Below are 13,473 nucleotides of genomic sequence, written 5' to 3'. Positions count from 1 at the left end.
CTAAGCGGAACGAGAAATTCCGCTCTTGTCAGATCCGACGGTAACTGGTGAAGAGGAACCCGGCCTCTTCCAGTACGCAGGCGGGCGCGAGCCGGTGCGGAACGGCGACGGAGGGCCCGCCGGAGATCCGCTGGGCGTCACCCGCCGTGAGCGTCGGGGAGATCGTCAGGCACAGCTCGTCCAGCACGTCGGCGGCCACGAACTGGCCCAGCAGCCGGGGCCCGCCCTCGGTCAGCTGGCGGCGCAGCCCGCGCGCGGCCAGCTCGCCCACCGCCCGCTCCGGGTCCACCGCGGCGCCCTCGCCCGCCACCACGACCTCGGCGCCGGCCGCGGTCGCCTCCGCCACCCGGTCGGAGGGGGCGCCGGCGCCGGTGACCACCAGGGTGGGGACCAGGGGGGAGGTGAACAGGGGCAGGCCGAAGTCCAGGTCCAGGCTCGCCGTGACCACGGCGATGACGGGCGCGGGCCCCTGCCCGGCGGCCGTGCGGCGCGCCGCGAAGGCCTCCCGGGCCCGGGCCGGGCGGTAGCCCTCCTGGCGAACCGTTTCCGCCCCTACGACGATGACGTCGGCCAGGGCCCGCAGGGTGCCGAAGATGCGCATGTCGGTCTCGCCGGAGATGGGCTGCGAGCGGCCGTCGTGCTGCGCGGCGCCGTCGAGGGTGGAGACCATGTTGGCCCGCAGCCAGTGCGCGCCGGGGGCGAGGTCCGGATAGGCGTACGCTTCCGCCAGCTCGTCGAGCGACCACTCGCGGTCGGCCGTGGCCCCGGACGGGGCGGATGTCTGATCGGTCACAGGGAACAGGCGTCGCATCGGTGCAGTGTGACACGCCCCGTAGAGTTAAGAGCTGTGTCAACATCACTCTCCACCTCCGGTCATGCCTCCGGGCGGCCCCCGATAGCCGACGCGGGGCCCCTCGCCCTGTGCGCCCGCGAGCCGCGCGTGCCGGCCGAACGGCTGGTGGCCGAGATGGTGCCGCCGCCGCGCTTCGACTCGGTGCGCTTCGACACGTACGACCCGGACCCGGCCCAGCCGAGCCAGTCCGAGGCCGTCACCGTGCTGAGCGGCTTCGCCGCCGGCCTGGGCGGCGCGCACGCCAGCGGCGCCGGCAAGCGCAGGTGGTTCCAGAAGAAGGCCCCGGCCCCCGCCGCCGGACCGCGCGGGGTCTACCTCGACGGCGGCTACGGCGTCGGCAAGACCCACCTGCTCGCCTCCCTCTGGCACGCCACCCCGGCCGAGCCCGCCCTCAAGGCCTTCGGCACCTTCGTGGAGCTCACCAACCTGGTCGGCGCGCTCGGCTTCCAGCAGACCGTCCAGACCCTGGGCGGTCACCGGCTGCTGTGCATCGACGAATTCGAGCTGGACGACCCGGGCGACACCGTGCTGGTGTCCTCGCTGCTCAGCCGCCTGGTGGAGCAGGGCGTGGCGCTGGCCGCCACCTCCAACACGCTCCCCGGCAAGCTCGGCGAGGGCCGCTTCGCCGCCGCCGACTTCCTGCGCGAGATCCAGGGGCTGTCCGCCCACTTCCGGCCGCTGCGCATCGACGGCCAGGACTACCGCCACCGCGGCCTGCCCGAGGCCCCGGCGCCCTTCTCCGACGAGCAGGTCACGAAGGCCGCGTACGCGACGCCGGGCGCGAGCCTCGACGACTTCCCCGGCCTGCTGGAGCACCTGGCGAAGGTGCACCCGAGCCGCTACGGGGCGCTGACCGACGGGATCGCCGCGGTCTGCCTGACGGACGTCGTGCCGGTGCCGGACCAGTCGACGGCGCTGCGCCTGGTGGTGCTGGCCGACCGGCTGTACGACCGCGAGGTCCCGGTCCTGGCCTCCGGGGTGCCCTTCGACAGGCTGTTCAGCGAGGAGATGCTCAACGGCGGTTACCGGAAGAAGTACTTCCGAGCCATATCGCGGCTCACCGCGCTCGCACGCGACGCGAAACCCCTGGTGTCGCAGTAGGTTTGGCACGGCCGGGTCGCTTCTCGCGGCCCGGCCGTTTCCACTTCTGCGAAGGGATCACCATGGCTGCCACACGTAACGCACACGCCGTCTGGGAAGGCGACCTGTTCGAGGGCAAGGGCGTCGTCACCCTCGACTCGTCCGGCCTCGGCAGCTACCCCGTCTCCTGGCCCGCGCGGACCGACGAGGCGGCGAACGGACGGACCAGCCCCGAAGAGCTGATCGCCGCGGCGCACTCCAGCTGCTTCAACATGGCCTTCTCCAACGGCCTGGCCAAGGCCGGCAACCCGCCGGCGAAGCTGACCACCTCGGCCGCGGTCACCTTCGTGCCCGGGCAGGGCATCACCGGCATCCACCTCACGGTCGAGGGCGAGGTCCCCGGCCTCGACGACGACGCCTTCGTCGCCGCCGCAGAGGACGCCAAGAAGAACTGCCCCGTCAGCCAGGCCCTGACGGGTACGACGATCACCCTGAGCGCCAAGCTCGTCTGATCCCGCCCACCGCCGCCGGGCCCCCGCGCACGCCGCCGGGGCCCGGTGGGGTGACGGGCCGCGTCCGGCGCACGCGTCGCGGTCCCCGCCGCGGTGCGCCGTGGTACCACGGGCCGGTCACTCCTCCAGCCGCGCACCGCGGAGTCGCCGATGTCCGTCACCCGACGCAGCCTGCTCGCCGCCGGCGCGGTCGCCTTCAGCGGGGCCCTCGGAGCGCTCTTCGCCACGGGCGGCGCCCGCGCCTCCGCCCGGGGGTACGGGCCGCTGCTGCCCGACCCGGCCGGGCTGCTGGACCTGCCCGCCGGGTTCTCGTACCGGGTGCTCTCGCGCGCCGGGGACCCGCTGCGCTCGGGCGGGGGCACGGTGCCGGGCAACTGCGACGGCATGGCCGCCTTCGGCGCGGGCCGCGGCCGGCTGCGCCTGGTCCGCAACCACGAGAACCGCGCCACCGCCGCGCTGCGCGTCCCCGCCGCGGCCGGGCTCACGTACGACCCCGCGGCGCTGGGCGGCTGCACGGTGCTGGAGCTGGACCCGGCGGGGCAGCTGCGCGCCGAACGGGTCGGGCTCGCCGGGACCGCCGTCAACTGCGCGGGCGGGCGCACCCCCTGGAACACCTGGCTGAGCTGCGAGGAGACCGAGGAGCGGGCCGGGGAGTCGGGGTACGCCCGGGACCACGGGTACGTCTTCGAGGTGGACCCCGCCGCCCCGCACCGGCTCGGCGCCGTCCCGCTGACCGCGCTGGGCCGCTTCGCGCACGAGGCCGTCGCCGTGGACCCGTACCGGGGGGTGGTCTACGAGACCGAGGACGCCTTCGTGCGGCCCTTCGGGCTCTTCTACCGCTTCCTCCCGGCGCTGCCGCTCGGCGGCCCCGGCTCCCTGCGCGCCGGCGGCGTCCTGGAAGCCCTGCGGGTGCCCGGGGTCGCGGACCTGTCGGCGGTGGACGAGCCGGGGGCGGAGTTCCCGGTGGAGTGGGTCCCGGTACCCGACCCCTCGGCGGCCGGGACACCGGTCCGCCTCCAGGACTTCGGCACGCGCGGGATCACCCACGCGCAGAAGCTGGAGGGCTGCTACTGGGGAGGCGACGGGGTGTACTTCGTCTCCAGCTACGCCCGCAGCGGCGAGGGGGCCGCCGCCGACCACCACGGCCAGGTCTGGTTCCACGACCCGCTGCGCGGCAGGCTCCGGCTGGAGGTGCTCTTCGGCCCGGCGGCGGCCGCCTCCCTGCCCGGGGACTCCCCCGACAACATCTGCCTGGCGCCCGACGGCGGGCTGATGGTGTGCGAGGACGGCGGCGGCGACCAGTACCTCTTCGGCGTGACCCCGGGCGGTGAGGTCTATCCGGTGGCCCGCAACGCCGACGACATCGGCGCGCCGGGTGTGCCGGAGTGGGGGGAGTTCGCGGGGGTGACCTTCTCCCCCGACCGGCGGACGATGTTCGTCAACGCCTACGCACCGGGCACCACCTTCGCGGTGACCGGCCCCTGGCGGTGACCCGCGTCCCCGCCCCGGCCGTCTCGCGCTTCCGTCCGGCGTGCCGCACGATCGTACGGAACCGACCGGATCGGGGTGGACAGCGGTGGCCGAGCAGGAGAAGAGCGGCAGGGGCGCCCGGAAGTCCGGGGACGCGCCGGAGTCCGGGGACGCCCGGAAGGCGGCGGGCGCCCGGGAGCGCGGTAACGCCCGGAAGGCCGACGGAGCGCGCGGGCAGGAGGGCCGGGCGCTCGCGCCCCTGCTGCGGGTGACGCCCGGGGAGCGGGTCGCCCTCGCCGCCCTGGACCCCTCCGCGACCCCGGGCGGCCCGCCGGACAAGGCGGCCGCCCTCGCGGCCACCGCCCGCCTGGCCGAACCGCTGGCCTCCCTCCAGGAGCGGCTCTACGCGGCCAGCACCGCCGGTGACCGCCGCCGGGTCCTGCTGGTCCTCCAGGGCATGGACACCAGCGGCAAGGGCGGCACCGTCAAGCACGTGATCGGTCACCTCAACCCCTCCGGCTGCCGGGTCAGGGCCTTCAAGGCCCCCACGGAGGAGGAGCGCGCCCATTCCTTCCTCTGGCGGATCGAAAAGGCCCTCCCCCTGCCGGGCGAGATCGGCATCTTCGACCGCTCGCACTACGAGGACGTCCTCGTCGCGCGGGTCCGCGAGCTGGTGCCGCGCGAGCGGCTGGAGGGCCGCTACGCGCGGATCAACCGCTTCGAGGAGGCCCTCGCCGACGACGGCGTGACCCTGGTCAAGGTCTTCCTCCACATCGGCTACGAGGAGCAGCGCGCGCGGCTCCTGGAGCGGCTCGACAATCCCGACAAGCACTGGAAGTTCAGCCCCGGGGACGTCGACGACCGCGCGGCGTGGCCCGCGTACCGTCGGGCGTACGAGCTGGCGCTGGAGCGCTGCTCCACGGCGGCGCCCTGGTACGTGGTCCCCTCGGACCGCAAGTGGTACCGCAACTGGGCGGTCGCGAAACTGCTGCTGGAGCATCTGGAGGCGATCGGCCCGCAGTACCCGCCGGGTGACTTCGACGTCCAGGAGTGCCGCGAACGCCTACTTGCCACATAGTCATATATTTTGCATACGTGACCCTTTCTGTACGCAAAGTAGCGGCAGCGGCCGTGCTCGGTGCCGCCCTCGCGGGATGCGGGGGCGGCACCCCGGGCACCCCGCAGGGCGCCGGGCAGGCACGACTGGCCAGTCCCGCGGCCTCCGGCCCCGCCACCGCGTCCGCCCAGGCCTCCCCCTCCGCCCCCGCCTCCGCGCTGCCCGGCGCGCCCGCCCGGGTCCCGGTCCTGCCCCCCGGCCCGAACGGTCTGACCCCCGTCTTCGAACGGGCCCGGCAGCACTCCGAGAAGACGGTCGCGCTCACCTTCGACGCCGACATGACCTCCGACCAGGGACCGCGCGCCGCCTCTGGGGAACGGTTCGACAACCCGGACCTGATCGCGACCCTGCGCCGGCTGAAGGTGCCCTCGACGGTCTTCATGACGGGCCGCTGGGCGGAGGAGTACCCCGACCAGGCCAAGTCCATCGGCACGGACCAGAACTTCGAGATCGCCAACCACTCGTACAGCCACCACGCCTTCACCTCCCCCTGCTACGGACTGCCCGCGCTGGACGGCGAGGCGGCGCGGGCCGACGTGGACCGGGCCTTCGCGGCGTTCCGGAAGGCGGGCGCGGTCAACACCGTCCCGTACTTCCGCTTCCCCGGCGGCTGCTACGACGACCGGGCGCTGCGGGCGCTGTCCCCCGCCGGGGTCACCGCGGTGCAGTGGGACGTGGTCAGCGGGGACGCCTTCGCGAAGGACCCCGACGCGGTGGCGGAGCAGGTGCTGGCCGGGGTCAAGCCCGGTTCGGTGGTGGTCATGCACTGCACGCGCAGCGCGGCACCGGTGACCGAGCAGGCGATCCAGAAGATCGTCCCCGAGCTGCGAAAGAGGGGATTCCGCTTCGTGAAGGTGTCGGAGCTGATGGGGAAGTAACGTTTCGGCGTGGGCGGCGTGCGCGGCCCGGCGCGTCCCGCACGGCCCGCACGGCCCGCGCGGTCCGGCCCCGTCAGCTCCGCCGCGTACTGACGAGGCAGGCCACCGCCCCCGCCGCCCCCGCCAGCAGCAGCGCCCCCGCCAGCGCGCCCAGCGGCAGCGGAACGGTGTCCGCACGGGCGGCCCCCACCAGCGCGGACACCGCGCGGCGGGCCGGGGAGAAGGGCACGACCCAGGCCAGCACCGAGCCCACGCCCCCGGCGAGCACCCCCAGGCCCCGTGCCCGCAGCAGCGGCCTGCCGCACACCGCGCCCACGGCCGCCCCCGTCAGGGCGCACCCCGCCGCCGCCACCGCCCCGGCGAGGGCCGTCGCGGCCGGGGGCCGCTGCCCCAGGTCGCCGAGCAGCAGGGCCAGGGCCGCGCCCGCCGCCCCGGCGAGCAGCGCCCCGGCCAGCGCCGTCAGCAGGGCCGCCGCGTGCACCCGTACCGGACCGGCCGCGGCGGCGGAGACGGCCCGGGCCGCCGGGGGTTCGGCGGTGACGCAGATCCGGACCAGCCAGGCGCTCACCGGCACCAGGCCGGCCGCCGCGTAGCCGAGGGCGTCCGGTGCCGGGTCCCCGGAGCGGATGCCGGCCGCGAGGAACGCCGCGTACAGGACGGAGGGGGCGATCCAGCGCTGGGAGCGCAGCAGCAGGGCGCCCTGGTAGCGCAGCAGGGCGGTCACGGTCACGGGAGTTCCTCCACGGCGCGGATGTGCCAGGGCGGGAGCGCGGTGAGCAGCTCGCGCAGCACGGCGTCGGAGCGGGCGGCGTCCACCGTCAGCAGGACGCCGCCGTCGGGGGCGGGTACGGCGGCCAGGCCCGCGGGCGGGGCGGCGCCGGGCGGCCCGGCCGCGTGGATCCGTACGGCGGGTGCGCGGGCCGGGGCGGGCGGGGCGGCGGGCGCCAGCGTGCCGCCGCGGAGCCGGTAGTGGGCGTCGGGCAGGCCGGCGAGCCGGGCGGGGTCGTGGTCGACGAAGACCACCGTGCCCCCGGCGGCGGTGCGTTCGGTGACGGCCCGGTCCAGTTCCGCCCGGGCGGCGGCGTCCAGCCCGGTCCAGGCCTCGTCGAGGACGAGCAGCGCCGGACCGGCGAGCAGCGCCTGGGCGACGGCCACCTTCTGGCTGGTGCCCTTGGACAGTTCGGCCATCGGGGTGCGGGCGTGGCGGGCGGCGCCGAACCGCTCCAGGGCCCCGGCGGCGCGCCGGGCGGCCTCGGCGGCCGTCAGGCCGTGCACCCGGCCCAGGTGGGTCAGGTAGGCACCCGCCGTGAGCGGCAGGGCCGCCGGGAAGCGTTCGGGGACGTAGGCGGTGCGGGACGGACGCCCCTCGACGCGCCCCTCGGTCGGCGTGTCGATGCCGGCGACGACGCGCAGCAGGGTGGACTTGCCGCCGCCGTTGCCGCCGTCGACGCGGACCAGGGAACCGGCCGGCAGCTCCGCCGTGATCCCGCGCAGCACCCAGGGCCGCCGCCTGCCGTAGCGGCGGCCGACGTCGGTGAGCCTCAGTGGGCGGCCGCCGTCTCGGTGAGCTCGCTGGGCCGGACGATGACGAAGCCCTCGCCGCTCAGCTTCAGCTGGACGGCCTCGCCCGAGCCACCGCGGATCATGGAGCCGACCGACTGGGAGCGGTGCAGCCCGGCCTCCAGCGCCGCGCTCCAGCCGACCACCGCGTCCGTGTCCACGTACACCGGCGACTGCGCGGTGACCGGGATGATGATCGGGTTGCCGTCGCAGACGACGGCGAGCTTTCCGGTGCCGGTGAAGACGCTGTTGAAGAGGCCGCCGCCGGTCATGCCGGCGCCCTTCACCATCCTGATCTCGTAGGAGAGCGTCGCGTCGAAGCACAGGACGTTGCGCCCGTTGACGGTCAGGGCGTCGCCGGGCTCGAGGTCGATGATGAAGCAGTTGCCGGCCAGGTGGGCGAACCACGCCTCGCCCTGGCCGCGTACGGACATCAGCGCGAGCCCCTCTCCGGTGACGGCCCGCTTGAGCATGCCGCCGACGCCCTGGCCCCGGCGCTCGAACTGGAGGTTCCCGCGGAAGGCGACCATGGAGCCCTGCCGGGCCAGCATCTCCCCGTTCACGGCGTACTTGACGGACTTGGCGTTCTGCAGGGTCATACCGGGCGCGGTGGCGGGCTGGGCGAGGTTCTCGCTCGCGAAAAGGTCGCTCTTCATGGACCCGATCCTCACCCGCGCCGGCCACCCGGGACATCCTCCTGAAGGCGGAGCCTGGCATCCTTGGCGGGATGAGCAGCCAGCACCCGAACGAGACCACAGACGTACCCGCGGTCGGCGCGGACAGCCCCTTCCGGCGCGAGCACGCCCCGCGCGACGAGGCCCCGCAGTTCGTCCTGCCGCTGGTGGTACGGATCGAGAAGACCGACCCGCCGGCGCGGACCGACGCGCTGGAGACCGCGGCCCGCGCGGTGCTGGTCCTGCTGGCGGACGAGCGGTCGCACGGCGAGGGCGAGTGGGCCGGGGCGGTGCGCGACTGGCAGGACGCGCGGATCCGCAAGGTAGTCCGGCGGGCGCGCGGGGCGGAGTGGCGCAAGGCGGGGACCCTGCCGGGGGTCACCGTGGAGGGGGAGGCGTCCGAGGTCCGCGTCTTCCCGCCGGTGCCGCTGGACGGCTGGCCCAAGGAGCTGGCCAAGCTCCAGGTGTCGGGCACCGACCTGGACGACCCCGGGCCCGCCGGTCCGGCCGAGCCGGGCGTCCCGGTGCTGTGGCTGAACCCGGACCTCGACATGTCGGCGGGCAAGGCGATGGCGCAGGCCGGGCACGCGGCGCAGCTGGCCTGGTGGGAGCTGACCGCGGCCGAGCGGGCCCTGTGGCAGGCCTCCGGCTTCCGGCTGGCGGTACGCACCGCCCCGCGCGAGCGGTGGGCGCGGCTGAGCGGGAGCGGCCTGCCGGTGGTCCGGGACGCCGGCTTCACGGAGATCGCCCCGGGCTCCTGCACGGTGGTCGCGGACCACCCGGCCCTGCGCTCCCGGCTCTGAACCCGCCCTGAACCCGCCCTGAACCGGCGGGAACCTCAAATGTTGCTCTGAACGTCCCCTTCCCGTGGTTGGGCGTGCCCGGGGGAGGTCATCACTTCGGCACACGGTCCGTGAAGGGGGCGAGGGGGACATGAAGCCCATGGAACGCCTGGGGGTGGGTATCGGCTGGCGGCCGGAGATCGCGGACGCGGTCGAGCGGCTGGACGGCCTGGACTGGGTCGAGGTGGTGGCGGAGAACCTCTGCCCGGGCCACCTGCCCGAGTCCCTGGTGCGGTTGCGCGGGCGGGGGGTCCGCGTCGTGCCGCACGGGGTCTCGCTGGGCCTCGGCGGGGCAGACCGTCCCGACCCGGCGAAACTGGCGGCGCTCGGGGAGCGGGCGGTGGCCCTGGGGTCGCCGCTGGTCACCGAGCACATCGCCTTCGTACGGACCTCCTCGCCGCTGCTGGAGGCCGGGCACCTGCTGCCCGTGCCCCGGACCCGGGACGCGCTGGACGTGCTCTGCGAGAACGTCCGGATCGCGCAGGACGCGCTGCCCGTGCCGCTGGCCCTGGAGAACATCGCCGCGCTGATCACCTGGCCCGGGGAGGAGCTGACGGAGGGCCGGTTCCTGACCGAGCTGGTCGAGCGGACCGGCGTACGGCTGCTCGTCGACGTGGCCAATCTGCACACCAACCGCGTCAACCGCGGCGAGGACCCCGCCGCCGTGCTGGACGGGATCCCGCTGGAGGCGCTGGCGTACGTGCACGTCGCCGGGGGCGTGGAGCGCGACGGCGTCTGGCACGACACCCACGCCCACCCCGTGCCGCCCGTGGTCCTCGACGTCCTGGCCCGCCTGCGCGAGCGGGTGGACCCGCCCGGTGTCCTGCTGGAGCGGGACGACGACTTCCCGCCCGAGGCGGAGCTGGCCGCCGAACTGGGCCGGATCCGCGCGGTGGTGGACGCGGGCGGGCCCCCCGGCGCCCTGCGCGAGCGGGTCACCCTCCGCGAGGACGCGGCGGGCACGGCCGGTGAGACCGCGCGGACCCGGCTGGCGCTCGGGCAGGCGGCCCTGCTGTCGGCGCTGGTCGCCGGGACACCCGTACCCGAGGGCTTCGACCGGCAGCGGGTCCGCGTGCAGGCGCGGGCGCTCGCCGCCAAGCGGGCCTCGGTGGTCGCGAAGGTGGCCCCGGAGCTGCCCGGCATCCTGGGCGGTCCCGCCGCGTACCGCACGGCCTTCCTCCGCTATGCCCGCGGCCGCCCGATGACGGCCGGATACCGCCGGGACGCGCTGGACTTCGCCGAGCACCTGCTCGTCCGGGAGCTGCCGGCCGACCCGGCCGCGCGCGGCCGGCTCGCCGACTGGTGGCGGGAGCGGGCGGGGGTGCGGCCGCCGGGCCGCTTCACCCGCTGGGCGCGCGCCCTCGTGGGAAAGGCGTCACCGTGAACACCCTGGCCGTCGCCGTCTGGGCGGCCGTGACCGTCTCCACCCTCCTGCTGCTGCGCGCCCTGCGCCGCTCCCGGCCGCCGGTGCCCGGACCCGCGCCCGCCGTGCACGACCTGTCCGAGGCGGCGTTCCTCGCGGGCGGCCCCGGAACGGTGGTCGACACCGCGCTCGTCTCGCTGCTCGGGGACGGCCGGCTGGTCGTCGGCGGCCCCGGCATCGTGCAGGCGCGGCCCGGGGCGCGGGGCACGGACCCCGTCGAGCGGGCCGTGCTGCTGGCCCTGTCCCGGGCGCCGTCGGGGTGGCTCTACCAGGTGCGGTACGCCGCCATGTGCGAGCCGGCCGTCCAGGAGACCGGCGACGCGCTGGCGGCGCGCGGGCTGCTCTCGGCCCCCGGCGCGGGGCGCGGGGCGCGGCGCTGGGGGCTGGCACAGGCGGTGGTGTGCCTGGTGATGCTGCCGTTGTCGCTGCCGCTCACCTTCATCTTCCTGCTGGCGGACCCGGAACCCGGGGTTCCGTTCGCCCTCGTCGTGCTCCCGGCCCTGCTGGGCGGCCTCGTGGCGGGCCTGGTGTGCGCGCGGCGGGCCGGGCGGCGGATCACCCCGGCGGGGCGGCGGGCCCTGGCCGCCTTCCGGGAGCGGTACGCGGCCGATCCGGCACCCCGGGTCCGGACGGCGCTGTTCGGGCTGCGGGGCCTGCCGGATCCGTACCTGCGCGGGCAGCTGGTGCCGGCGGCCCGCGGTACCCGGCTGGCGGCGGCGCAGTCCCGCGGGCGCGGGACCGGTTCGGCGGGCACGTCCGGGGCATGGGCGGAGCCTCTTCCGGTGCTCTGGTGCGCGATGAGCGACGGCGGGGGCGGTTCCTCCGGGGCGGGCGGCTGCGGAGCCTCGGGGAGCGGCTGTTCCGGCGGCTCGGGCCACGGGTGTTCCGGTGGTTCGGGTGGTTCCGGTTCGAGTTGCTCCGGCGGTTCGGGTTCGAGCTGCTCCGGCGGTTCGAGCTGCGGCGGCTCCTCCGGTTCCAGCTGCTCCAGCAGTTCCTGACCGAGCATCACCGGCGGTCCGGTCGGTGCGGTGGGCCGCCGTGCCGGTGGTGGCGGGGGCTTCGCCGGCCCTCCCGGCGGACGGGGCGGACTCGGCCGGCCGGGGACCGCGCGCTACGGGACCCGGAGCGGCGGGCGGCGCCGGGCGCGACACGCCGTGAGGTCTACGGCAAGAGGGCGTACCCGGCGCGGTGTTCCGGCGGTGTGCCTGTACTGGCGCGCGGTCCTGGCATCTCATCCGACCGGACGATGAGATGAAGGGGCCGCCATGCGGACGTACCGGACGATGACGCGCCTACGGCAGGGGGCCGCCGCCGCGGCGCTCTGCCTCGCCCTGTGCGCCCCCGCGCCGGCCCGGGCGAGCGGGACCGGCACCGGGGACGGGCCCGGGGGCGGAAGCACCGCCGCCGAGGACGCCGGAGCGGAGCTCGTCGCCCGGCGGGCGGCCGCTGCCGCCGCGCTGCGGCCGGCGGGCGGGCCCACCGGGGCGGCGGGGGCTCCGGCGCCGGGGACCCGGCCCGTGCCCCCGCCCCGGGCCGGGAGCGGGCGGCTGGAGTTCCGGCCGTGTCCCGCCGTCGAGGAACTGCCCGATCCCGTGCGGTGCGCCACCCTGCGGGTGCCGCTCGACTACGCCCGCCCCGACGGCCCGCAGATCTCCCTCACCGTCAGCCGGGTCCCGGCGAGCGGCCGCGGCGGCGCCGCCCGGCAGGGCGCCCTCGTCCACAACCCCGGCGGACCGGGCGCCTCCGGGATGTACTTCCCGCTGCTCGCCGACCGCCCCGCGTGGAGGCGCATCGCGGCCGCCTACGACCTCGTCGGCTACGCCCCGCGCGGAGTCGGCCGCTCCACCCCGCTGGCCTGCCAGGACCCGGCCGAGTGGCCGCAGGGGCCGACCCAGGTCCCGGCCGAGCCGTCCGCCGCCCACAAGCGGGAACGGCTGGCCGCCGCCCGGGCCTACGCCGAGGGCTGCGCCCGGCACGCCGGCTCCGCGCTCGCGTACTACACGACCCTGAACAACGCCCGCGACCTCGACGTGCTCCGGGCCGCGCTCGGCGAGCGGCGGCTGACCTTCACGGGGGCCTCGTACGGCACCTACCTCGGGGCCGTCTACGCCACCCGCCACCCGGAGCGCGTGCGCCGCATGGTCTTCGACTCGGCGGTCGACCCCGACCCGCGCGGCATCTGGTACCTCAACAACCTCGCCCAGGCCCCGGGCTTCGAGCGCCGCTGGGCCGACTTCCGCGCCTGGGCGGCCCGTCACCACGCGACGTACGGGCTCGGCACCACGGCGCGGGCCGTGCAGGGCAGCTACGAGAAGGTCCGCGCGGCCGTGGCCCGCACCCCGGCGGGCGGGCTGGTCGGGACGGGCGAGCTGCACGCCGCGTACCTCCAGGCCGCGTACTACGACGACGTCTGGCCGGACCGGGCCGCGGCCCTCGCCGCCTTCCTGCGCGGGGACCCGGCCCCGCTCGTGCGGCAGGCGGCCCGCGATCCGCGAACGGCGCGCGAGGCGGCCAACGCGACGGCCGTCTACACGGCGGTGCTGTGCAACGACGCCCCCTGGCCCGCCGACTGGGAGACCTGGGACCGCGACAACACCGAACTGGCCCGCCGCGCCCCCTTCGAGACCTGGGCCAACGCCTTCCTGAACCTGCCGTGCGCCTCCTGGCCGGTATCCCGCCGGCAGCGGCCCGTCGAGGTCGGGGCGGAACCGGGCCGCCTGCCCGGCACGCTGATCGTCGCGGCGGAGCGGGACGGGGCCACGCCCCACCGGGGCGCGCTGGCACTGCAGGGGCGGCTCGGGGCGCGGGCCGCGCTGGTCACGGAGCGGGGGGCGGGCACCCACGGGGTGGCCGGCGGACGCAACGCGTGCGTGGACCGGCACGTGGAGCGGTATCTGCTGACGGGCGCCACCCCGGGGTGGCGCGTCACGTGTGCGCCGCATCCGGAGCCCGCGCCGGTGTCGCTGGACGACGGGGCGGCGAGCACCTCCAGGGCGCTGCTGCCGCCGGTCGTCTGAACTTCCGGGCGGGGTCTCCGGCTGCGTCGATTCGGGGGCAGGGCCTC

The 13,473-nt window shown here is 76.3% G+C and carries 13 protein-coding genes; 9 read left to right on the top strand and 4 right to left on the bottom strand.

What is annotated here, in order from left to right:
* Nucleotides 1-28 precede the first annotated feature (28 nt).
* Complete coding sequence (locus ACFY7H_RS16475; RefSeq protein ID WP_388938580.1) at nucleotides 29-811, bottom strand: pyrimidine reductase family protein; 783 nt, start codon at nucleotides 809-811, stop codon at nucleotides 29-31.
* Nucleotides 812-847: 36 nt separating this feature from the next.
* On the opposite strand from ACFY7H_RS16475, the gene zapE reads away from it, so the two are divergent.
* The 5 genes from zapE (at nucleotide 848) to ACFY7H_RS16450 (ending at nucleotide 5,910) form a co-directional block, all read left to right on the top strand.
* Nucleotides 848-1,954, top strand: coding sequence for a cell division protein ZapE (zapE, locus tag ACFY7H_RS16470; protein ID WP_388938578.1), 1,107 nt, complete (start codon nucleotides 848-850; stop codon nucleotides 1,952-1,954).
* 62 nt (nucleotides 1,955-2,016) lie between these two features.
* Complete coding sequence (locus tag ACFY7H_RS16465) at nucleotides 2,017-2,445, top strand: OsmC family protein (RefSeq protein ID WP_388938575.1); 429 nt, start codon at nucleotides 2,017-2,019, stop codon at nucleotides 2,443-2,445.
* Between the two features lie 150 nt (nucleotides 2,446-2,595).
* Nucleotides 2,596-3,936 carry an alkaline phosphatase PhoX gene (locus ACFY7H_RS16460; RefSeq protein WP_388938573.1) on the top strand — a complete coding sequence of 447 codons (1,341 nt, stop codon included), beginning with the start codon at nucleotides 2,596-2,598 and terminating at the stop codon, nucleotides 3,934-3,936.
* 238 nt (nucleotides 3,937-4,174) lie between these two features.
* Entirely contained in the window at nucleotides 4,175-4,993 is an 819-nt protein-coding gene (locus ACFY7H_RS16455; protein WP_388938671.1) for a PPK2 family polyphosphate kinase, read from the top strand.
* Nucleotides 4,994-5,010: 17 nt separating this feature from the next.
* Nucleotides 5,011-5,910, top strand: a complete 900-nt coding sequence (locus ACFY7H_RS16450; protein ID WP_388938571.1) for a polysaccharide deacetylase family protein — start codon at nucleotides 5,011-5,013, stop codon at nucleotides 5,908-5,910.
* A gap of 73 nt (nucleotides 5,911-5,983) precedes the next feature.
* Here the strand turns inward: ACFY7H_RS16450 and ACFY7H_RS16445 are convergent, their stop codons facing one another.
* The 3 genes from ACFY7H_RS16445 to ACFY7H_RS16435 are packed head-to-tail and all read right to left on the bottom strand — an operon-like array spanning nucleotide 5,984 to nucleotide 8,126.
* Nucleotides 5,984-6,634, bottom strand: coding sequence for an ABC transporter (locus ACFY7H_RS16445; RefSeq protein ID WP_388938669.1), 651 nt, complete (start codon nucleotides 6,632-6,634; stop codon nucleotides 5,984-5,986).
* A 2-nt stretch (nucleotides 6,635-6,636) separates the two neighbouring features.
* Nucleotides 6,637-7,455, bottom strand: coding sequence for an ATP-binding cassette domain-containing protein (locus ACFY7H_RS16440; protein ID WP_388938667.1), 819 nt, complete (start codon nucleotides 7,453-7,455; stop codon nucleotides 6,637-6,639).
* Nucleotides 7,452-8,126 carry an AIM24 family protein gene (locus tag ACFY7H_RS16435; protein WP_388938569.1) on the bottom strand — a complete coding sequence of 225 codons (675 nt, stop codon included), beginning with the start codon at nucleotides 8,124-8,126 and terminating at the stop codon, nucleotides 7,452-7,454. The genes ACFY7H_RS16440 and ACFY7H_RS16435 overlap by 4 nt, the downstream gene beginning before the upstream one ends.
* 71 nt (nucleotides 8,127-8,197) lie before the next feature.
* On the opposite strand from ACFY7H_RS16435, the gene ACFY7H_RS16430 reads away from it, so the two are divergent.
* From ACFY7H_RS16430 to ACFY7H_RS16415, 4 genes are all read left to right on the top strand, one after another.
* The gene (locus ACFY7H_RS16430) at nucleotides 8,198-8,947 is read left to right on the top strand and encodes an aminoacyl-tRNA hydrolase (RefSeq protein ID WP_388938567.1); all 750 of its coding nucleotides are present in this window, start codon (nucleotides 8,198-8,200) and stop codon (nucleotides 8,945-8,947) included.
* A 130-nt stretch (nucleotides 8,948-9,077) separates the two neighbouring features.
* Complete coding sequence (locus ACFY7H_RS16425; protein WP_388938565.1) at nucleotides 9,078-10,370, top strand: DUF692 domain-containing protein; 1,293 nt, start codon at nucleotides 9,078-9,080, stop codon at nucleotides 10,368-10,370.
* Nucleotides 10,367-11,407, top strand: coding sequence for a TIGR04222 domain-containing membrane protein (locus tag ACFY7H_RS16420; protein WP_388938563.1), 1,041 nt, complete (start codon nucleotides 10,367-10,369; stop codon nucleotides 11,405-11,407). Before ACFY7H_RS16425 ends, ACFY7H_RS16420 begins: the two co-directional genes overlap by 4 nt.
* A gap of 267 nt (nucleotides 11,408-11,674) precedes the next feature.
* Nucleotides 11,675-13,426 carry an alpha/beta hydrolase gene (locus tag ACFY7H_RS16415; protein WP_388938561.1) on the top strand — a complete coding sequence of 584 codons (1,752 nt, stop codon included), beginning with the start codon at nucleotides 11,675-11,677 and terminating at the stop codon, nucleotides 13,424-13,426.
* Nucleotides 13,427-13,473: the final 47 nt, after the last annotated feature.

The organism is Streptomyces sp. NPDC012794 (assembly GCF_042901085.1).
Classification (GTDB): Bacteria; Actinomycetota; Actinomycetes; order Streptomycetales; family Streptomycetaceae; genus Streptomyces.
This window is presented reverse-complemented; position numbering and strand designations above follow the sequence as displayed.

What these genes read in the sequence shown, in the direction of transcription:
- ACFY7H_RS16475 (WP_388938580.1), bottom strand. Translation starts at nt 811, where the DNA reads ATGCGACGCCTGTTCCCTGTGACCGATCAGACATCCGCCCCGTCCGGG.
- ACFY7H_RS16465 (WP_388938575.1), top strand. Translation starts at nt 2,017, where the DNA reads ATGGCTGCCACACGTAACGCACACGCCGTCTGGGAAGGCGACCTGTTC.
- ACFY7H_RS16460 (WP_388938573.1), top strand. Translation starts at nt 2,596, where the DNA reads ATGTCCGTCACCCGACGCAGCCTGCTCGCCGCCGGCGCGGTCGCCTTC.
- ACFY7H_RS16435 (WP_388938569.1), bottom strand. Translation starts at nt 8,126, where the DNA reads ATGAAGAGCGACCTTTTCGCGAGCGAGAACCTCGCCCAGCCCGCCACC.
- ACFY7H_RS16430 (WP_388938567.1), top strand. Translation starts at nt 8,198, where the DNA reads ATGAGCAGCCAGCACCCGAACGAGACCACAGACGTACCCGCGGTCGGC.
- ACFY7H_RS16425 (WP_388938565.1), top strand. Translation starts at nt 9,078, where the DNA reads ATGAAGCCCATGGAACGCCTGGGGGTGGGTATCGGCTGGCGGCCGGAG.
- ACFY7H_RS16415 (WP_388938561.1), top strand. Translation starts at nt 11,675, where the DNA reads ATGCGGACGTACCGGACGATGACGCGCCTACGGCAGGGGGCCGCCGCC.